Source organism: uncultured Pontibacter sp. (genome assembly GCF_947492645.1).
GTDB lineage: Bacteria > Bacteroidota > Bacteroidia > Cytophagales > Hymenobacteraceae > Pontibacter.
Genome location: NZ_CANLMZ010000017.1, coordinates 61,013 through 82,093 on the forward strand (window position 1 = coordinate 61,013; position 21,081 = coordinate 82,093).

Genomic DNA, 21,081 nt, shown 5'->3' on the forward strand with positions numbered 1-21,081 from the left:
CACGCATCAATCTTTAAATGTGAATTTATGAAATATATTACTAATCGTTTACATTCAGCGGCTTATAATTTGTAGTTGGCGCTGAAGCTGTAGGGACGGCTTATTTGAGACGCTACAAAAGTCCATTTTTAACTGCCAACGATGCCAACTTTACTTCAAAGCCAAAAAAGTGTAATTGTAAAATGTTCAAATTGGGGATATAAGGGGAATTATGCCACTACCGTTGGGAAAAGGCAAAGCACCAGTCTGCTAAGTATACGTCTTATCCGTCTTTTAAATTTTCCCTGTTTTTCAGTCTCCTCCGTTCATCCATTTTTTAGCAGCCGTAGCGCCAAGTATAACCCCGCCTAAAGCCAATGCTCCTGTTAATAGGTTATACTTGTTTTTGCTTACCCACAACTCAGGACTGAAATAGGTGGCCTCTGCTTCAAAGTTGCCATGTGCCCCATGGTCGCCGGGGATAGGCTCCCAAAGGTTATGCTTGCGGTTTGGGTCTTCTGGCTCGTTTGTTTGTTGCCCTTTAAAGGCACTCCTGGAAAGTATAAAGTCTCCAACCTCAGGCGCGATTTTATCGCCTACAATGGCTTGTACTGTTGGGTAGCCAACATAAATTTCGCGGCGGTTGTGGTGGGCTGCAAAAAGTATAGCATCAGCTGCTACCTCAGGTTGGTAAATCTTGCCCATGGGCTTAGGCTTGTTTGGCAGGCGTGTTTTCACAAAACCAAATTGGGTCGTGTTCATGGCTGGCAATTGTACCATGCATACTTTTACATCGCTTTTATCGTGCAGCAACTCCGATCGCAGCGAATCGAAGAATCCCTGTATAGCATGTTTTGAACCGCAGTAAGCTGATTGCAAGGGTATGCCTCTGTAAGCCAACGCTGAACCAACAAGTATAATGGAGCCTCTGTTGCGGGGCAGCATCCGTTTAAGTGCGGATAGGGTGCCGTAAACCTGACCTAAGTAAGTTACTTCGGTTACGCGCTTATACTCTTCGGGCCGCATTTCTTTTACCGGGCTGAACACGCTGTTCATGGCATTGTTTACCCATACATCAATCTCTCCCAGTTCCTCCTCAATTTTTGTGGCTGCATCCTCCACAGCTTGTGCATCGGCTACATCAACGGCTACATATAGTGCTTTTCTGCCCATCTGCTCAATTTCTCGCCTGGCACCTTCCAGACCATCCACGCCGCGTGCGAGTAAGCCAACATCGTAGCCATCTTCGGCAAATTTGCGCGCGCAGGCCCGACCCAGTCCGGCAGAGGCTCCTGTTATCACTACAACACCTTTTCTTTTGTTACCAGCAGTTTCCATAGTTTCTTCATATAAATTTCTTCTACTGACTTTGTTACGCCGTATTTTCAAAGGATGTTATTGCTGAGGGTAGTGGAGGTGGGGATAGCCATACTTATGAGCAACGCTGAAAGTAAATTTATAACACCTGCCTGATTACCAGCGTAGTTCTAAGACCTATATATGCCAAGCTATGAAACAGGAAACTTCTATTATTGATAAAATCAGGGACGACAGCAGCGAAGCAACCCAACACCGCCGAGACATCGCCACTTTAGCAGCCATCGGTTTGACAAACTTTAGCTTGATCTCTTTATTCCAGATGGGTAAGATTAAGCGATTGCCCGATTTACCCGGTAAACTATTTGATACGCATCAGGTAAACACAGCCAAAGATGCCGTGTTGTTAGGTTTGCCTGATGGTGTAATCAGCTTGGGTGGTTATGCGGCTACAATGATACTGGCAATGGCTGCGATAAGGTATAAAAAGCAAGCGAGACTGTTGGATGTTGCACTAGGCGGTGTGGTGTTAGGGCAGGCAGCAGGAGCAGCACAGTACATGGTAAACATGACAACGGTACAGAAAAAAGCCTGTATTTATTGCATAGCCGGTGCCGTCGTGAATTTTGCGGCGCTGAAACCGTTGCGCAGCTTATTTAAACGGAGGGAGTAAGTGGCGTAGCTCCTTCACAATTACGAGAAAGCAAGGTGAAATATTTTTTGGCTGGGTGCCCGCGACTTCTGATGCAGTATTTCTGTAGCCCGCATGGTGTTTAACCTAAGTTGCACAAAACAGCAAATCCTCCTATGGTTCCAGTTTAACCAGTTAATGCCTTGCAATCATACTTATAAGTAACTAATCCAGATAATGAAATTATAGAAAGCTATACTTAATGCTCAACATTATAGAATATGGATTTCATTTCAGTCTCCATCTGTAACAAGATTTATGAATTAAGGAATTACAAACTGAAATTGAGTGCAACGTACTTGGCCATAAAGTGAACGAGGCGTAGCCGAAGTATGACTTGTAAGCCTTGTTAGCGGATAGTTTTCTTTTTGTTTTCAATCAAACCAGCTATAAAAAACTCTTTGTACTCCCTAAGCCTGCTTCTGTTCCAAAAGGGCATCAGGTGTAAAACTAACGGAAATATCGTCCATGCAAAAGCGAGCATGATGAAAGTATTAATGCCTGAAGTCATTGCAATAACTAAAGGTGTCCATAAAACTAAGAAGCCAATTACTATACAGATTAAAAAGATGTAAAGGCAATTATAAGGGATGATTTCTCCTTTGATTATAGTTTCTGAAGTACTTACACCACTTTGCAGACTCATGTGTATTTTGCCCATTCCCCTGTAGGGATTTAACATTTTGGGCAATACATCAATATTTATATTCTCACCAGTAATAGTGACTTCATTAAAATCCACAGGGTTGCTGCTAAGAAAACCAAAGAAGTCTCTCTTTTTATTTTTTTCTTTAGATACAAATTCAATCACTTTGGCTTTTGATTGACTGACTTCAACAGAAAATGACTCATCATATCTTTTAAGAACCTTCTTCATAATTAGAAGTTACCGCTAACTAGCAGCTAAATATAATTTTACTTCCTTTATACTTCCAAACCTGGAGGCTAAACGATAAGGCTTTATGTTAAAAAAAAGAAAATATAAATTGTATAAACTATTCCCGGCTCAGTATTAACTAAAAAAGCACCTGTAATTAGGTGCTTTTTTAGTTAATACTGAGCCGGGGTTATGCTGGCGTTTCCTCCAGGTGCACCAGGTAACGCGTAAGTTTGTCCCATTGTAGTTCCTGAAACAAAGCCCATCCACCCTCGGCCACAAACGTGTTAATGATGCTGCGTGCGCCGGCTTCTTTGCCCTGGTTGTTAATGCCCTCGTTGCGGCCTATTTCATAGCCGTACAGGGTGTTGCCTTCGCGGGTAACCCTAAATGTGCTGCTAGCCTCTTTTATAAAAAAGTGCTCTACCTCCGCATCGTCGTCACCCCTTTCCTGTGGCTGCTCGCTGGGGTGTACCACAAATTCAGCAAAATTTTCTTCTGTGCGTTTGTCGGTTATGCGTACCCAGTTATCCATGGTCGTTGCCGGGAGTATGATTTTAATGTAATACCCTTTTTCCAGGGAATTAGAGGAGGAGCGGCGGCCCTGTGGGTTATATAGCTCAAAAGTAGAGTTAATGCCCGACATGTTAGTCCACTCGTTTACATCAAAAAGCTTGTGTTTAGACCGTTCAAAAGCTTCTATGGCCTCTGCCTCGGTGTTGTAGGTGTTGTGGTTCTCGTACTGCTTGTCTTTGGTTTCTTCACCTTGAACAACCTTCACCTCTTTTTTTACCTTATTTACTATATTTTTAAGTGACATATTTCTGCTTCTCCTTTCATAATCGTACTTCCAAATTTACGTGTAGGGCCGTAGTATGTTAGTTTGATGGTGGCATTTGAGCTGGTATAAATGGGAGGGCTACAAAATACAGCAGCATACGGAAGAAGAGAACACTTACAGTTTACTTGTGCTGCATCTTTAGCCCAACTTCTGTTAACATGATCAAATTTAAAATAAAACACAGCAAATGAATTTAGCAGGAAACACCATATTAATAACAGGAGGCGCTTCGGGTATTGGCTTTGCCTTGGCAGAGAGGTTTATTCAGGCTGGCAGCAATGTAATTATCTGTGGCAGACGAGAAGACAAGCTACAGGAGGCAAAAAAGCAGTACCCCGGGTTACACACCAAAGTATGCGATGTGGCCAATCCATCGGAACGGGTAGCGCTGGCGAAGTGGGTAAAACAGGAGTTCCCGAAGTTGAACGTGTTGCTGAATAATGCCGGCATCCAGCGCAGGGTACCCATTGCAGAAATAGGGGAGGAGTGGCAGGAGCACCAGCAGGAAGTCGCCATCAACCTGGAGGCTCCCATCCATCTTTCAGCTTTGCTGCTGCCGTTGCTGCAACAGCAGCAGGAGGCTTATATAATGAATGTAACTTCTGGCCTCGCCTTTGTGCCCGGTTCTTTTGCCGCCATCTACAGCGCCACCAAAGCGGCCATGCATTCTTTTACCATGTCGCTCAGGCACCAACTATCCAAAACAAGTATAAAAGTAATAGAGATTGTACCTCCGGCTGTTAACACAGATCTGGGCGGCGCAGGCCTCCATACTTTTGGGGCGCCACTCCACGATTTTGCCGATGCCATTGTGCAAGGCATCTCCTATGGAGAGCAGGAAATAGGCTATGGCACTTCTAACCGCAACCGCAAAGCTTCCCGCGAAGAGATTGATCAGCTGTTCCAGGAGATGAACAGCCGGTTTTAATTCAATAGGGTTAAGGTTGTGCGGTAACTTACCCTTTCAGTTCTTCTGGTTTTGATCCAGCTAAAGTATATGTTACCTAACCTCTACTACTGGTATTACACCTCGCAAACCGGCATAGCGTCGGCGCACAAGTTTACCTTTACCGGATTGGTACTGGATATGCAAAAGTTGCACTATCGGTTTAGCTTTAACTCGCAAAATTTATCTGAAGTATAAGCTTATCTGTTTGGTTATCAACTTATAATAAAGCGACTCGTTACAAATAAGTATAACTGAAATAATAAGGCGATGGAGGATTTTGTGATAGGAATGGGGATTTTCGGGCTTATACTTGGCTTGGTTATATTGGTGCTCTATATCTGGAGCATTTTTTGGGCATACAAAGACGCTGAAAAAAGAGGGAAACCGGGTTGGTTAGTGGCCATAGTGGTGGCATTTCTGGCCTGGCCACTTGGCTTGCTGGTGTGGTTGCTGGTGCGGCCAGCCGACAGCAAAACCTACAATCCCTGATAATGCTATTCTGTTTACCTGTACCTATTTTTTATTTATCAGGTAGGTGCCGATAATAAGGGCAATAGCGCCAAGTGCACGCGTTAGCGTAATGGAGCTTTGTTTTGCACCCAGTAACCCGAAATGGTCTAAGATAAGCGCTGTAATAAGCTGCCCTGCCACTACAAGCGCCAAAAGGTTTGCCACACTCATACGCTGCACCGACACGATCATCACCACAATAAAAAACGCGCCCAACAAGCCGCCCACAAACTTGTACCAGTCGGTGCCGGAAAGGTGAGATAAGCCAGGCATTTGCTGTTTTGTAAAGATTACAAGCAGAACAAGTGCTAGCGTGCCGATCATAAAAGACAATAAGGCAGCAATTAAAGGGCTGTTTACCAGTACCCGCAGCTGTCCGTTAAGTGCAGTTTGTATGGCAACAGCAACGCCTGCCAGTATCGGGAGGAGCAATATCCAGTTTAAGTTAGCTTGTGGCATAAGTATAAGCGCTCGGTTAAAGTATAAAGGTAAATGTTAATTCTAATTTATAGGATTGGCTTTACAGTATTGTGTTTGATACCAACATCTTCCCTCATTTAAAGTTATTTGGAGTAGTATAAAGCTACTTGTGACATGCCTTCGGATAAATACTTCTGGTATAGCGTGGCGCGCGTAAATAGGCCAAATTTACATCTATACCAAGTGTTGTTGAAGTAAGTTTTGCCTGTGGGCCGCAGTAATTGTAAAACATACCGGCATATCAAAGTATAAGGTACAACCTTAGCCATAAAAAAAGGCCGCGGCCATAAGCCGCTGCCTTTTGGGTATATATCTATTCTGTTATTAATTACCTGTTCTGTTCAGTTCTTCCAGGTTAACGTTACGCTTTTTGGCTTCGAATTTAGTTCCTTTGTTAAAGTTGTAGCGCAGGTTTAAACGTAGGCTTCGAGCACCGCGGTACTGGTCTATGGCATTCACGTTTCCGTTCAGGTTTGTTTCGATCTCCATTAAACGGCTTCTGAAAATGTCTGTCACGTTCAGGGCTAAAGTAAGTTTGTCGTTCAGGAAGTTGCGTTTAACACCTGCATCTAGCCACCATTGGTCTTTTATCTCGTAGAGGCCATAAACTGCCGGGCTTTGGTAACCGGCGTTTACCTCCAGTTTAAGGTTGTTTGGCAGCATAATGCTGTGGTTGTTCTGAACAATGGCTGTTAGCTGGTCCTTCACAATCAGTTCGGATTTAGAGAAGGTGGTAAACTCCTGGTACATCGCCATGATATTGTTGCTCATCTGCCACTTGTTAGAGATAGTAACAGGAGCTACTAAAGTGGCTGTGGCGCTTTTCAGGTCTTTCACGTTTTGCTGCTGGAAAACCGTGGTATTGTCTTCCGGGAACTGCTCCGGAATTTCAGCCATATAATCTATGGTGTGCGCATACCCCAGTATCAGGTTATACTGTTGCTTTAAAGTATGCGTCATTTCAAAGGAGTTCACATATTGTGGCTTTAGATCAGGGTTGCCGACAGCCGAAGTATAAGGGTCTATGTAAAAGATGAAAGGATTTAGCGCCTGGTAGTTTGGTCTGTTTATGCGGCGGCTGTACTTGTACCCGATCTGGTAGTTGTCGCTTACTTTTTGCTGTAAGAAAATGCTTGGGAACAGGTCCAGGTAGTCGCGTTTGTTTTCCTCGTTTTTAGTAACCAGTAATCCGGTAGAGGCGGTATGCTCGGCACGGAGGCCAGCCTGTAGGGTAAACTTGTCGTTTAACGGAGCAGAAATGTTTGCATAGGCAGCATAAATGTTTTCTTCGTAGATAAAGTGGTTGCTGCGCTTTGGATCCGGAACGCGACGGCCATCAGAAAGAACATAAAACTGCAGTTCGTTATCAGATTTTACGTAGCTCCCTTTGGCACCCAACTCCAATTTTGCCTTGCCCAGTTTTTTGCTGAAGTCTACTTTCGCAGCGTATATTTTATAAGCTACCGGGTTGTCGTTCTGCAGGTATTCATATGCAGTTGGTTCGCTGCGGTCCAGTCTTTCAAAGATGTTGTTATTCTGTGTAAAGTTATCTGCTGAGATGTTCACATAATCCAGGTCAGCAGAAAGAGTAGTGCCAAGGGTATCGAGTTTGCCTAAGTAGTGTAGATTAAAAGTACTGTTGCTATACTCTTCTTCCATGATGTTATCTGCCACAATATATTCATCCTTACCATTTCTGAGGTACGACTGTGAGGCGAAGGAGCCGCTATTTTCACCAAAGTTGATGCGTGCCATCAATCCGATGCTGTGTCTGTCATTAAGGTCATAGTCTGTGCCCAAGCGCAGCGAGGGCTGTAGGCGCTCCGACTCTTCGTAGGCAGTCTGGTCAAACTTACTTTTGTTGCCATTTTTATCCACAAAAATGCGGGCCATTTCAGCGTCGCGGTATGTCATGCGGCGAGCAAGGTCTATACTTCCGAAGGAGCTCCATTTGCCGGTTTTGTGGTGCAACTCCCCGCCGGTAGTATAAGTGCTCAGGTTGTTGTACTGGTAAGTAGCGTAGGCATTACCGTTTATGCCGGTTACCTGCGCTTTTTTCAGGTTGATGTTGATGATGCCGGAAGCACCCTCTGCATCATACTTCGACGATGGGTTGGTGATGATCTCCAGGTCTTTAATGGTTTCGGCTGTCATGCCCTGTAGCAGGTTCTGCAATTCCTTACCCGACAGGAATGACTGTTTTCCGTTGATCATTACCTGCACGCCTGCCTTTCCGTTTAACTGTATGTTGCCGTCCTGGTCTATCCATACTCCTGGCGATTTCTCAAGTACCTCATAAGCAGTACTGCCGCTGGATAAGGCTGTACCCTCTACGCTTACCACCATCTTATCAGGATGGGTGGTAACGGTGGGGCGCATGGTTTGCACCTGCACCTCGGCCAGCACTTTCGTATCTGATTTTACCTGCAGTTTCCCGAAGTCTTTTGAGAAGGCAGTACCGCTTACCTCAAAGGCTGGCGTCCTGAACTCAGCATAACCCAACCCGCTGATCTTAAGCAAATATTTACCAGTAGCAGGAGCCTTAATAAGGAAGTTGCCATCCATATCGGCAATAGCGCCGGTTACTACTTTATCAGTTGCGGCATCTAAAACAGCCACATTCACAAAGCCTGCCGGCTGCTGCTTCTCATCTGAAACAGCGCCGGTCAGGAATCCCTCTGATTGTGCGAAGAGGTTGCTACTCAGTAGCAAGAATAACGAGAATAAGAGATATACTTTTTTCATAGTTTTATTTGGTTCGTGGTAAACATTGTGTGTTTTGGTATTGCAAAGATATATATAGTACTTTGTAATGCAAGGTACTGTTAAGTATTTTATACGAACAGTTGTTTTTTATCTCTGAATCTGGCCGGGCCCTGGCCGAGTAAGAATAGGTAACAGCAAGTAGCTACACCAGAATAGATGAAGGGTATAGCGCAATGGTTGCCTGCCATCAAAAAAAATGGCTGGGAGAGGGGGGGATTAAAAAGTAAGGGCTGATAACAAATATGTTACCAGCCCTTACTTTCAGCTATTAAAGAAAATTACTTTTTGTAGATCTCTTCGTTAGTGCCACAAGAAAGCATGGCATCGCCATAGTATGGGTTACGAATTTCTTCGTTAGAGCTTAACCAATAAGCCCCTTTGTTGTTAAAGGCCATCGGGCAATACTGATAGTACAGCGTGCCTTCTGCAGCGTTAAAAGCTTTCGCCATAGAGAAGACCGTTTCTGAGAGTTGCTCCAGGTTTTGGCGCTGCACAGCTAAATCCTCTGATTCGGCAATTTTAGAGGCGTTCTCAATAACCGTGTTTGTCTTTTCCTCAGCAAAGGCCTTTTCATCGGTAGTAAGTGTAGCTACTGGCATGGCTTTGGCTACTGTAAGTACATCATTGGCAGCAGTTTTGGCGGCAGCCGGTTCAGAAGCTACCAGCGCCTCCGTAAGTTTTAAATACTCCTCTACAAGTTGTGCCACCTGTGTTTTCATCGGTGCTGCAACCGAAGAAAAATCTGGTGCTTCAACAACTACCGCGCTTTCTGCTATGCTGCGGTCTTTGCCCGTGCTGTGTTGCTCTGTTGTGGCTTCTGCTTTCTCAGATGTATTCTCAGAGCATGATGAGAAGGTAAACGCAGCAAGAACAGCTGCTGCAAAAAGTGTCTTTTTCATGTGTTACGTATTTTTAATTATTTATTTGATTCAGCATTACAAAGGTAACCATACCTGCGATTACCACATAGACAAACCATTTCAACCATGGTTTATACTTTGGGGTTGGTTCCTGGTCCCCGGTTCTGCAACATTCTTTCATGGTTGTTATACTTTCGTTTTAATTAGCGCCTGAATTTCTTTTACTTGTCATTTCGAACGCATGTGAGAAATCTGGAGCATTTCATAGCCCAGCAATATTTCAGATTTCTCACATGCGTTCGAAATGACAGATTACTACCTCTATACTTTGCTAATGCACATGCTCCTGTGCCGGCTCTTTATCGGCAGCCACACGCTGGCCTTTACGGTAGGTTTGTTTTACCTCGCCGCAAGTTAACATAGCCTGGCCAAAGTATGGGTTACGAATTTCCTTTTGATCACTTAGCCAGAATGCACCTTTGTCATTGTTAGCCATCGGACACCATTGCTTGTATACAGCGTCCTCGGTAACGCCAAAGCTTTCTACTGCCTCAATCAAGTGATTTGAAAGTACATTAAATGCCTCACGCTGCTCGTTTACTGCCTTTTCCTTTTGGATAGTGGAGGCATTAGATTTTAGCGCCGGTAACAGCTGCATCCACTTAGCGTGCGTGCTGCCATCCAGCTGGCTCATATCCACTTTGTTTAAGGCTGCTGTAAAACCTGCAGCTGCCTTACTGCCAGCTGCGGGGTCAGATGCTACCAGAGCATCTTTCAAAGTATAATAATTCTCCAAGGCATTATTTAGCTGCTTCTTGAATGTCTCTGGCACTTCCATGGTCTTGGTGGCAGGCGCCGACATCATACTATAGTTCCCGCTTAGTTGTGCAGCGCCATCTACGGCAAATACCCCATTGGTTACCACCTGCTCACCTTCACTCAGGCCGCCTTCCACCAGGTATAGATCACCCATACGTGGCCCCAACGTTACTTCGCGCATTTCAAAGGCTGGCGTGTCCCGGTCAACCTTAACGTATACTACAGAGCGTTTGCCGGTCCAGAGAACTGCTGTACGTGGCACCGCTAAGGCATTGCTATCAGTTGTTGGCTTTGCAGCTGTTTTTATACTTGCGTTCGCAAACATGCCTGGTTTTAGTTGATTTCCGGGGTTGGCAACCTCGGCACGCACCTGTACGGCACGGGTGCTGGCATCCAGTACAGGCGTTACAAAGGCCACCTTCGCGTTAAACTCCTTACCAGGTATGCCCGGTACAGTAAAGTTAACTGTTGAGCCCTCTTTTACCCAGGCAAGGTCTGTCTCATAGGCATCCAGCACTACCCAAACCGACGACAGGTTTGCCACCTCAAACATCACAGTTCCGGTACTTACATAATCGCCAACGGCTACACTTCTTTGCGTTACCACACCGGCCGCATCCGCATAAATGTCGAAGTTGGTGATCAGCTCGTTGGCATTCTCGATGCGCTGTATCTGGTTGTCGGAAAGGTTCCAGAGCCTTAGTTTTGTTCTGGCTGCCTGGTACAGCTCCGGCATCAGGTTTTTTGATTTTGCTGCCTCCTGCAGTTCGCGCTGCGCTGTGATCAGGTCCGGAGAATATACCGATGCCAGCCGTTCGCCTCTGCGCACCTCCTGGCCCGTAAAGTTTATATACAGCTTTTCGATGCGGCCCGGGAATTTGGCTGTGATAGAGGATACTTTCTGCTCGTTTAGCTGCACGGTACCTGATAGCGTCAGCTCATTCTCTGCATTGGCACGCTGTACTGCTGAGGTTTGAATGTTGGCAAGGGCAATGGCCTTTGGTGTCATTTCCAGCACATAAGGGCTTGCCTCACCACCGCCAGCCGCAGCAGAAACCGGTATCAGATCCATCCCGCAAAGCGGACATTTGCCCGGTTCGTTCTGGCGTATCTGCGGGTGCATGGAGCAGGTATACTCTGTCACGCCAGCTTCTTTACCGGCATGATCGTGTGCTTCTTCAGAGGCCCTTCCTCCGAAAAGCAGCCAGCCAAGCAGCAGGCCACCTAGGGCTACTGCTATGTAGGTGAAGGTTCTTTTATTTTGTGGTGTCATGTTGTGATGCTGTATAGATATGGGTGTTCATTAGGCGGCTGATGTTGTGTGCTGCAGACTGCTGATCTACAATAGCCTGCAGTTGCTGCTGTTTGTAGGTAAGTATACTTTGCCGCTGTCTTAAAATGTCTTCAATGCCTGCTCCTGCCACAGAATAGTTAGTGGTAAGCAACCTGATCGCCTGCTCGTTAAGCGTTATCTGATCTTTTAACAAATTAAGCATGCTGGTAGTGCGCTGGTACTCATACAGCAGTTGGCTTAGCTCAGAAAACAGCTGTTTCTCGGTTGCCTCTTTCTGGTAAGTAGCCGCTTTTTTAGATAACTCTGCCTCGCGTTTGGCCGCATTATACTTTCCCCTGTAAATGGGCAGCGTAACCGATACCATGGGCATTACCATATTTTCGCCTCCCATTGGCATCTGTGTCATTTCGTCTGTGCGAGGCCGGAACACCATGTAATTTAAACCAACGCCGATCATGGGTCTGCCCATCAGTTGTGCCATGCGGTACTGTGCTTCTCTGGCTTTTTCGTCCCACTCATACATTTTCAGCATGGGGTGGTTCTGGCGTATGGAGTCCTGTATCAGCGACAGCGATGCCGGCAACTCAGCTGGTAAAAGTGTGTCCGGCACCTGTACTTCTGCATTATGCTCTCTGTTCAGGATGTTATTAAAGGCAATTACCTGCGGCGTTTTGGAGTCGCGGAGTAGCTGCAGCCTGTTTTCCAGTTCTTTGATCTGAACCCGTATCAGGATAACATCCACCATAGAGGTACCTGAGCTTGCCATAGAAGAGGAAGCCATACTTCCGCTGCTCATGCTGCTGCCACTACTTGCCTGAGTGCTTCCTGTTGAGCCGCCTCCCATACCGGCCATACCCGAAGAGCCGCTTCCTGCGTTGGTGGTGCCCATGCTTGAGCCTGTACGAGCTGGCGCACTTTGCCTGGAGGCACCAGAAGCACTACTAGCCGGAGCAGATTTATACTTTGCCAGCGCAATCCGTTCCAAAGCTTTGGTTAACTCAAGTTCTCTCTCCAGCAATTCAGCTTCTTTATCGATGCGGTAGATGTTGATCCAGAAAGTATGAACCTCGTGGTATAGGTTGATCTTTGCTTCGTTGAATTCTGCAAGTTTCATCTGGGCCATGTAATAGGCCTCGTCTTTTGCCGCGCCCAGCGAGCCAACCCACGGAAACATCTGCATCACAGACGCCTCACCGATCTGCTCTCCCATAAAGCGCTCCATCGGCTTCAGGAAAAAGTTGAAGTTCGCCTCGGGATCTGGTAGCGCACCTACCTGGGGCACACGTTGCAAGGCAGCTTCGTACTCGGCAAAGCGGGCTTTCAGCTGCGAGCTGTTTTGTCCTGCTTCTATCAGGTAATCATCCAGGGTTTGTGCCTGAAGTAGGATGGGGGATAGAAGGAGAAAAAGTATACTTGCTATTAACTGTTTCATCTTTTAATACATTAAATGCTTTTAGCCAGCTTTCGCCTCGCCGGCTGGGCCCTACTTTTTGTCTTGACACAAAAAGTAGGCAAAAAAGTCAAGACGCTCCTTTCTCGAGGGCCCCTTCACCCACTCGCTGAACGCTCAAACAGTAGACCGTCGTAAAGTGCACCTGGCATAAGTCGTTGCTGCGTAGTTTTCATAGGAGATATCAATATCTTATTGATTAACTGATCTTTTAACTTTTAATTCCTCCCGCCAGCTGTACAGTACAGGAACAATAAAGAGTGTGATCAGGGCTACCGTCATACCGCCGAAGGTTGGGATGGCCATTGGTATCATAATGTCAGAGCCACGGCCTGAGGACGTGAGCACAGGCAGCAGCGCCAGCAGGGTAGTAGCCGTTGTCATCAAACAAGGGCGCACACGGCGCATACCGGCTTCCAGTACTGCACTTCGTACTTCCTGTCTCGATTCCGGCGTCAGTTTGTCAAAGCTCTGTTTCAGGTAGGTGCCCATTACTACCCCGTCGTCGGTGGCAATGCCGAACAACGCAATGAAGCCTACCCAAACGGCTACGCTCAGGTTAAAGTCGCGCATCTGGAACAGCTCGCGCATGTTGGTATCCCCAAACGAGAAATTGAAGAACCAATCCTGCCCGTACAGCCACAGCATCATAAAACCACCCGAAAAAGCCATGGCAATGGCCGTGAAAATAAACAGGGTAGTAGATACTGAGCGGAACTGGAAGTATAGGATCAGGAAAATGATCAGCAAAGCCAGCGGTATAACAATTGCCAGACGTTTTTCGGCACGCACCTGGTTCTCGTAATTGCCCGAAAACTTGTAACTCACGCCAGCTGGTACTACCAACTCACCTGTTTCTATCTTCTGGCTCAGGTAATGCTGCGCATCTTCTACTACCGATACTTCAGCAAAACCGTCACGCTTATCCAGTAGCACATAACCTGTCAGGAAGGAGTTTTCGCCGCGTATCATCATCGGTCCGGGACGGTATACAACTTCAGCTATTTCACCTAAAGGAATCTGTGCGCCACCTGCCGTTGTGATCATGATGCGGTCCACAGACTCAGGGTCGTTTCTATATTCTCTGGCATAGCGGGCACGAATGGAGTAGCGTTCACGACCTTCTACAGTTGTAGTCAGGGCCATACCACCCATTGCCACCTCAATATATTCCTGCACATCGGCCACATTCAATCCGTAGCGGGCCATGGCTTGGCGGTTCAGCTCGATCTCCATGTAGGGTTTACCCAACGACCTGTCGGCAAACACGGCCTCAGGTTTAACTGATGGCACCTCTTTTAGCAGCCGCTCCAGCTGCAGACTAAAGTCCTCGATGGTTTTCAGATCAGGGCCGTATACTTTTACACCCATAGGGGCACGCATACCGGTTTGCAGCATCACGAGGCGGGTTTCGATGGGCTGTAGTTTAGGGGCAGAGGTTACACCCGGTATGTTGGCAGCTTTCACGATCTCGTTCCAGATATCATCCGGTGTTCTGATGTGGTCGCGCCATTGACGGTAGTATTCACCTCGGTTATCCTCTACCAACTCACCGTTCGCATCCCTTACAAACTCCCCTTCATCATCTACTTTAAAACGCAGTTTCCTGCCGTTGGCGTCAGTTTTATACTCCGATTTGTACTGTATAACGTTTTCGTACATCGACATAGGGGCAGGGTCCAGGGCAGTTTCGGCACGACCTGCTTTGCCTACAGTCATCTCCACCTCAGGTATGGCCGTGATCATCATGTCCAGCTGCTGCACGATGCGCTTGTTGGCCTCTACGCCGGAGTGCGGCATGGAGGTAGGCATCAGCAGGAAAGCACCTTCATCCAGGGAAGGCATAAACTCTTCGCCCATGCCCGGGAAAGTATGCACCAAACCACTCCAGGGAGAGGAGGTTCTGATGTTGTAGCCAGTCTTGTCGAAACCGTTGGCTACCCAGCCGAACACCTCGTTAAAACCAACCCAGATCAGCAGCCCCAGCAGCATGATAAAGACAGGAATCGCCATGAATTTACCCTTGTTGGCCAGGCACCACATAAGTATACGTGGGTATGCTTTGATGAACAGGGAGAATGTACCCAACACCAAACCGATGACCAGCAGGATGAACAGGAAATTTACAACGAGACTGACTGACACGCCCAGCGGCAACCACTCCGAAGCCAGTAACCAGCTAACCGCCAAAACCGCAATGCCCACCATGACAGGTGTATGGTACCTGCCATACTTTTCCGGCTGGTAATGGTTAAGCAGATTGTTGATGGCTACAAGTATAAGCGTGACACCTGCCAGCGGAAGTATAAACAAGGCTATCAAACCGATTACGAGCAGCGTGATATTCATCACCTTTGTCCAGGCTACATTTCTCGACCTCAAACTGAAGATGGAGTGTGCAAAGGCCGGCATGATGAGGATGGTAAAGATAAGTGAAGCCACCAGCGCAAAGGTCTTGGTAAAGGCCAGCGGACCAAACAGTTTGCCTTCTGCGGCCTCCAAAGTAAATACCGGCAAGAAGCTGACGATGGTAGTAGAAACCGCTGTAAGTATGGCCGTGGCAACCTCGGTAGTGGCATCGTACACCGTCTTCAGCAGCGATTGCCCCGGAGGTGCCTCGTCCATGTGCCGCAGGATGTTCTCGTTGAGGATAATACCCAGATCCACCATCGTACCAATGGCAATGGCAATACCAGATAGGGCTACTATGTTGGCATCCACGCTGAAGTACTTCATCATGATAAAGGTCATCAACACCGCCAGGGGCAGCAGGGCAGAGATCAGCAGGGACGCACGCAGGTTGTACACCATCACGATGATCACAATAATGGTGATCAGGATCTGAAGTATGATGGCGGAGTTCAGCGTGCCCAGCGTTTCGTTGATCAGTTGGGTGCGGTCGTAGAAAGGCACCACGGTAACTTTGGAGGTACGTCCGTCGGCCAGCTTTTTACTTGGCAAACCGGCAGCGATCTCATCGAGCTTCTCTTTTACGTTACCGATCACAGCTAGTGGGTTATCACCGTAGCGGGCAATTACCACACCACCCACAGCCTCTGCACCGCCTTTATCCAGTATGCCCAGCATCGATCTGTCGGCAGGACCTATGTTTACGCGGGCAATATCACGGATGCGGATTGGGACGTTGGAGGTTACTTTTACAACTGCATCCTCAATGTCAGATAAGTCTTTAACATAGCCCAGGCCACGCACAAGGTACTCCACCTGGTTTATTTCTACCGTATTAGCACCTACATCCTGGTTGCTGTTCTGCAGGGCTGTCATCACCTCCATCATCGAGATGTTGTTTGCCTTCATGGCCACCGGATCCAGATCAACCTGGTACTCTTTTATATAGCCACCCACCGAGGCTACCTCAGCCACACCCTCGGCACCAGACAATGAATACCGTACATAATAATCCTGGATAGTGCGCAACTCGTGCAGGTCCCAGCCACCAGCCGGTTTGCCGTTCTCATCTCGGCCCTCTAAAGTATACCAGTATACTTGTCCCAGCGCCGTGGCATCAGGGCCAAGCTTTGGCGTTACTTCAGCTGGCAGCAGGTCGTTTGGCAGGGAGTTTAATTTCTCCAGAATGCGGGATCGGCTCCAGTAATATTCGGTATCCTCGTCGAAGATGACGTAGATGCTCGAGAAGCCGAACATGGAGGTAGAGCGGATGGTTTTCACACCCGGCATTCCTAGAAGGGAAGTAGTAAGCGGATAGGTAATCTGGTCCTCCACGTCCTGCGGAGAACGGCCCATCCATTCGGTGAAGATGATCTGCTGGTTCTCACCGATGTCCGGAATGGCATCGACAGGTACAGGGTCGCGGGGCAGAAAATTCACATTCCAGTTGAAAGGAGCCACTACAATACCCCAGCCAACTATAAGTAGCAGGAGCAAAACTGTAACCAGTTTCTGCTCCAGGAAAAACTTTATAATGCTGTTTAACATGCTTTATTCGATTGAATACAAAGAAGTATAGCTACTGTAAAGACAGCAGCAAACTATACCAGCCTGTGCGGCAAGTATAGTATCGAAGTAAAGCGGGATTTATAGCAGGAAAGACTGCACCAGCACCGGTATGTCGCGGGCCAGCGGGGGAGACTCGTAAAGCGCGTACGTTGGCTTTAAGTCTTTATCAGAAGTATAAAACTGGAAAACAACTGCCTTTACCACAGCCATCAGCTGAAGGTCCTGCAGTTTACTAAGGGATAATACCTTGTGTTTGGCGGCTACATCCTGCCGTTCCACTATAACCTGGTGGTCTTCGCAGCAGGCTTTGTCATCAGCATCCTGTTTAGGAGCATGGCAGGGTGGAATAACCTCTTTTTCCTTCTCCATCGGGCAATCTGCCTCAGCACCGAAGAAAGTAATATCGCGCAGTTCGCCGTCACAAATATGCATACCTACAGCCATACCCGTCGAGGAGACGAGCACCAGCAGCGTTAGGGTTAGCAGTATGATCCGGCGATATAGTTTCATGTTTGATTTTATACTTGTTGCAAAGGTATAGCCTTAAGCAGTACTCAAACTTACACAATTAAGTAAAACTTTTACATCTTTTCTCAGGCGTTTCGGCAAAAGGTAACTGTAAGGCGATATAAAGCAGGTTAATTAAACTCTGCGCAATCTGCAGAAGGTACATATACGCCGCCTGCCTGCTGGTAAACGACGCGTGCGCCCAGGTGGCCTGCGTAAGTTAAAAAGCCTGTGCCGGTAACAAGTAACAATAAGATCAGAAACTTTAGCAGTCGTGGTTTATACTTCAGCATACCGGTATGCACGGCCAGGTCCAGAAAAGCCGCTGCCGTAAAAGTATAGGTCATAAGCTCGGCAAAGCGCTCATGGTCTTTTAAAACGGTTGGGTCGCAAATTTTGCGCGAAACCACGCCATCGGCCAGGTCGCCGGTAAATACACTTAGCCAGGCGGCCAGGGTGCCGGTATATAATAAAAAAGAGCCCATCTTCTGCCAGAAATCAGCAGAAGCGGGCTTTAAGAATACAGCAATCAGTTTAACGATAGTAGCAAACGTAAGCAGCGCTATCGGGAAATGTACCGTGAGCGGGTGCCATACTTCAGTTCGCCAGAAGGTTGGTTCGGGCATGCTATTCCAGTATAGTAACTGCAACAGGGTCGAGGCGCTGGCCGGTTTTCTCTACCTGCACTTCTACCTTACCACCTTCTTTCAGCTGATCAAACTCAACAGTCTGGCCGTTTCTGGTAAGGCTGGTGTTGTCGGTAAAGTATAACTCCAGGCGTTTGTTGTCGTCGGTTTTTACATAGATCTCTCTCTTTTCCGGTACCACTTTATCTACAGTGCCCTGGTAGGTGCCAGACTCCACTACATCGGTGCCGCTTTCGCAGGCAAACAGGAATGGAACCATAAAAAGGAATGCCAGTAATAGCGGTTTTATGCGGTTCATAGTTTTAGGTTTTAAATTGATTATCAATTTTATATATATTTAGAAACACTACTAGTACGAAGCTGCTGCTACAAGGGTCTAATCGTTTAGTTTTTCCTCATCCACCGAATCTGTAGCCATACTTTACGGTTCAAATAATGGCTATACTTTGCATTATCAGCGGCACTTATACTTCGGCCAACTCCTGCTGCTTTAATTGTGGCACCTGCAGGTGATCAAGTATAAGATGGAACACATCTACAGCTTGCACCTGCTCCGGCAGTTCCTGTTTATACTTGGTAAGCAGCAGCGGCCACTCGTTTTTGTTTTCTGGCAGTACACCATGCGAGCCTTTTACCAGCGTGGCATCCAGCGGAATAATATCCAATACAGTTCTGAAGCCCAGCTTTTTCCTTAGTAACTTGCCCACCACCAGTGGCACAGGGAATTTTATTTTCGGGTCGATAAACATCTCTACCGGGTCGTAGCCTGGCTTTTTATGGATGTCTACCATGCGGGCATAGTCGGGTGCTTTCTTATCGTCGAGCCAGAAGTAGTAGGTGAACCAGGCATTAGGTTTGGCTAGAACCACCAGGTCGCCACATCTTTCGTGTGCCAGGTTATACTTGTTGCGTTCTTCGCCGGCCAGCACTTCGGCTACGCCGTCCTGCTGTTGCAGCAACGCCTTTACCTCTGCTATTTTTGATTTCTCGTGGATGTACACGTGGGCCAGCTGGTGATCGGCAACGGCAAAGGCCGTGCTCATAGCAGTATCCAGTAATTCGGTACCACGTTCTACACGCACCTGTATGTAGCCATGTTGGCGCAGCACGCGGTTCAGGTGCACCGGCTGGTTCACATCCGAAATGCCATACTCCGACAGTACCATCAACTGTGCACCTTTTGCTTCGTAAAAGTTAATCAGGTCACCTACCACAGCATCTATTTCCTGCAGGTCTTTGGCAATGCGCGGGTCTGATGGGCCCAGGCGTTGCAGGTTGTAGTCGAGGTGGGGCAGGTAGACGAGGGTAAGCGTTGGGTTGTATAGATCGTCGGTGATCTTGGAGGCATCTGCAATCCATTTACTAGATTTTATACTTGTTTTCGGACCCCAGTAGTTAAACAGCGGAAACGTACCCAACTTTGCCTGCAGCGTGTCGCGCAGGTCAGCGGGTTGGGTATAGCAGTCAGGGAGTTTGCGGCCATCGGCCAGGTACTGCGGGCGCGGCGTTAACGTATAATCTGCGGTGGTGTTCATATTGTACCACCAGCCCATGTTGGCCACGGTAAAGTCAGGGTTTGCGGCTTTGGCCACCTCCCATACTTTGGGTGCCTGCACCAGTTTGTTTGATTGTCGCCACAGTTTTATCTCATCTTCATCTCGAAAATACCAGCCATTGGCAACAATGCCGTGCTCTTCGGGCCACTTACCGGTTAAATAGGTGCTTTGTGCGGTGCAGGTAACAGCCGGTATGGCAGGTTTTATACTTGCCTGCTGTGCTTCTGCTGCCCATTTTTGAATGAATGGGGTATTGTTACTAATGAGTGATTTCGTTAGTCCTACTACGTTCAGAACTACTGTCTTCTGCATCATGTGCGTGGTTTATACTTTGCAGAACCCATTGCAACTCGCGCTGAATGGATTCGGGTAAATCTGTTTTGATTTCTTCAGGAAGAACTTCCCAAGTATAGGTTTCTACCTCCAGGTGCTGCGTTACAGGGTGTTTTTGCAAAAGAGCCAAAACATCGAGCACATCATCCTGCGTAGATTGTAAACTGTTGTACGCCTTCGTAAAAAGCGGTACATGGAAATGTGTGCGCCATTCTACCGCATTTGGTTTACGAATGTGTTGAAGTGCGAAGGTTAGGTCGGGGTAGTGGGTAAGTTCATCAATATTACTACGCTCTACCACCTGGTGCAGGTACGTTGATTCAGCTAATGAATTCAACGTTTCGGCAATCTCGCCCCGTGTTTCTACATCCTCAGGCAAGTTAGTTTTAAGGGCTGCACTTAACTGTATTTTACCAATCTTTATACCTGCTTTTTCCAGCTTACGGAAAGTATGAGCAGGATTTTCGTAGGCAAGGGCAAAATGGCAGACATCGTAGCAAAGTTGCAGGTGTGTAAGTATAGCTTCTTTTGCCTTAGCTTCTGGCAAGCCTTTGCTTGTTTGCAGGCGCTCAACGCCCTTCGGCAACAGCCAATCTTCAAATAAAGCCACTACCTCATCTGAGTTTTCTAGGAAACCATCCGGCTCCGGCTCCAGGTCCAGGTGTATGGTTTTGCCCGTTCTGCTTTTAAGCTCATAAAGCCCCTCTGCCACCTGCAGCAGATTATCGGTGCACAAAGTATAAACAGAGTTCATCTTGAAATCGTCAGCATCTACAAACCAGGGTTTGTAAGAGAGGGGAGACGTGGAGATACCGCCCTCCATATTTTCCGGTAAAAGCTCTGCCAGGATGTTTGCCAGGCGCATCGTATAGGCTACCCTTTCTTCCGTGGTCCAATCGGGCTTGTGCACATTATCCTTAACCTCCTGGTGATGAAAGCCGCCATACGGAAAGCCATTCATCGTAAAAACATACAAGCCATGATGCTCTAGCCATACCTTAAACTCCTGTAGCAGATTATCTTTCATAATATCCTCGGATGCCTTGTTAGAGAGGCGCAAGCCAATGCCAAACGGTTTGTTCGGGGATATTGCTTTTTTAAGCGACGGCAAGTACTGCTTTAGCGAAAGGAATACCTCCTCCCATGTTTCACCGGGGTGGATGTTGGTGCAATACGTGAGGTGATATCCTTTTGCTAATTGCATGCTTGTTTAAGGTAAAGGTGAGA

Annotated in this window: 18 protein-coding genes; 3 read left to right on the forward strand and 15 right to left on the reverse strand. The window is 47.2% G+C overall.

The annotated features are described in order from the left end of the window. Positions 1-291: 291 nt before the first annotated feature. Positions 292-1,317, reverse strand: coding sequence for an SDR family oxidoreductase (locus Q1A23_RS19385; protein ID WP_299826528.1), 1,026 nt, complete (start codon positions 1,315-1,317; stop codon positions 292-294). Positions 1,318-1,489: 172 nt separating this feature from the next. Here Q1A23_RS19385 and Q1A23_RS19390 point away from each other — a divergent pair, with 172 nt between their 5' ends. Beyond that, positions 1,490-1,969, forward strand: coding sequence for a vitamin K epoxide reductase family protein (locus tag Q1A23_RS19390; RefSeq protein WP_299826530.1), 480 nt, complete (start codon positions 1,490-1,492; stop codon positions 1,967-1,969). 367 nt (positions 1,970-2,336) lie between these two features. Here Q1A23_RS19390 and Q1A23_RS19395 read toward each other — a convergent pair whose 3' ends face one another. Both Q1A23_RS19395 and Q1A23_RS19400 read right to left on the reverse strand, forming a co-directional pair. Continuing rightward, positions 2,337-2,864, reverse strand: a complete 528-nt coding sequence (locus Q1A23_RS19395; RefSeq protein ID WP_299826532.1) for a hypothetical protein — start codon at positions 2,862-2,864, stop codon at positions 2,337-2,339. 190 nt (positions 2,865-3,054) lie between these two features. Further along, a complete protein-coding gene (locus Q1A23_RS19400; RefSeq protein WP_299826534.1) occupies positions 3,055-3,684 on the reverse strand; it encodes a hypothetical protein in 630 nt (209 codons plus the stop codon). 208 nt (positions 3,685-3,892) lie between these two features. On the opposite strand from Q1A23_RS19400, the gene Q1A23_RS19405 reads away from it, so the two are divergent. Together Q1A23_RS19405 and Q1A23_RS19410 are read left to right on the forward strand one after the other, a co-directional pair. After that, positions 3,893-4,633 carry an SDR family oxidoreductase gene (locus Q1A23_RS19405; protein WP_299826536.1) on the forward strand — a complete coding sequence of 247 codons (741 nt, stop codon included), beginning with the start codon at positions 3,893-3,895 and terminating at the stop codon, positions 4,631-4,633. Between the two features lie 288 nt (positions 4,634-4,921). Further along, positions 4,922-5,143: a hypothetical protein gene (locus Q1A23_RS19410; RefSeq protein WP_299826538.1), complete on the forward strand. Its 222-nt coding sequence runs from the start codon at positions 4,922-4,924 to the stop codon at positions 5,141-5,143. 24 nt (positions 5,144-5,167) lie between these two features. Here the strand turns inward: Q1A23_RS19410 and Q1A23_RS19415 are convergent, their stop codons facing one another. The 12 genes from Q1A23_RS19415 to eboE form a co-directional block, all read right to left on the reverse strand. Then, a complete protein-coding gene (locus Q1A23_RS19415) occupies positions 5,168-5,623 on the reverse strand; it encodes a DMT family transporter (RefSeq protein WP_299826540.1) in 456 nt (151 codons plus the stop codon). 345 nt (positions 5,624-5,968) lie between these two features. Continuing rightward, positions 5,969-8,389, reverse strand: a complete 2,421-nt coding sequence (locus Q1A23_RS19420) for a TonB-dependent receptor (protein WP_299826541.1) — start codon at positions 8,387-8,389, stop codon at positions 5,969-5,971. 299 nt (positions 8,390-8,688) lie between these two features. Next, complete coding sequence (locus Q1A23_RS19425) at positions 8,689-9,309, reverse strand: DUF3347 domain-containing protein (RefSeq protein ID WP_299826543.1); 621 nt, start codon at positions 9,307-9,309, stop codon at positions 8,689-8,691. A 13-nt stretch (positions 9,310-9,322) separates the two neighbouring features. After that, complete coding sequence (locus tag Q1A23_RS19430; RefSeq protein ID WP_299826545.1) at positions 9,323-9,451, reverse strand: hypothetical protein; 129 nt, start codon at positions 9,449-9,451, stop codon at positions 9,323-9,325. 150 nt (positions 9,452-9,601) lie between these two features. Next, positions 9,602-11,362 (reverse strand): efflux RND transporter periplasmic adaptor subunit, encoded by a 1,761-nt coding sequence (locus Q1A23_RS19435; RefSeq protein WP_299826546.1) that lies wholly within the window; start codon positions 11,360-11,362, stop codon positions 9,602-9,604. Continuing rightward, on the reverse strand, positions 11,346-12,815 hold the full coding sequence (locus Q1A23_RS19440) for a TolC family protein (RefSeq protein WP_299826548.1): 1,470 nt from the start codon (positions 12,813-12,815) through the stop codon (positions 11,346-11,348). Before Q1A23_RS19440 ends, Q1A23_RS19435 begins: the two co-directional genes overlap by 17 nt. A gap of 210 nt (positions 12,816-13,025) precedes the next feature. Further along, entirely contained in the window at positions 13,026-16,790 is a 3,765-nt protein-coding gene (locus tag Q1A23_RS19445; RefSeq protein WP_299826550.1) for an efflux RND transporter permease subunit, read from the reverse strand. Positions 16,791-16,889: 99 nt separating this feature from the next. Further along, positions 16,890-17,321 carry a hypothetical protein gene (locus Q1A23_RS19450; protein ID WP_299826552.1) on the reverse strand — a complete coding sequence of 144 codons (432 nt, stop codon included), beginning with the start codon at positions 17,319-17,321 and terminating at the stop codon, positions 16,890-16,892. Between the two features lie 128 nt (positions 17,322-17,449). Next, positions 17,450-17,944, reverse strand: a complete 495-nt coding sequence (locus Q1A23_RS19455) for a DUF2231 domain-containing protein (protein ID WP_299826554.1) — start codon at positions 17,942-17,944, stop codon at positions 17,450-17,452. A 1-nt stretch (position 17,945) separates the two neighbouring features. Next, on the reverse strand, positions 17,946-18,263 hold the full coding sequence (locus tag Q1A23_RS19460) for a hypothetical protein (RefSeq protein WP_299826555.1): 318 nt from the start codon (positions 18,261-18,263) through the stop codon (positions 17,946-17,948). A 166-nt stretch (positions 18,264-18,429) separates the two neighbouring features. Further along, the gene (locus Q1A23_RS19465; RefSeq protein ID WP_363322091.1) at positions 18,430-19,836 is read right to left on the reverse strand and encodes a nucleotide pyrophosphatase/phosphodiesterase family protein; all 1,407 of its coding nucleotides are present in this window, start codon (positions 19,834-19,836) and stop codon (positions 18,430-18,432) included. Beyond that, positions 19,781-21,058, reverse strand: a complete 1,278-nt coding sequence (gene eboE / locus Q1A23_RS19470; protein WP_299826557.1) for a metabolite traffic protein EboE — start codon at positions 21,056-21,058, stop codon at positions 19,781-19,783. Before eboE ends, Q1A23_RS19465 begins: the two co-directional genes overlap by 56 nt. Positions 21,059-21,081: the final 23 nt, after the last annotated feature.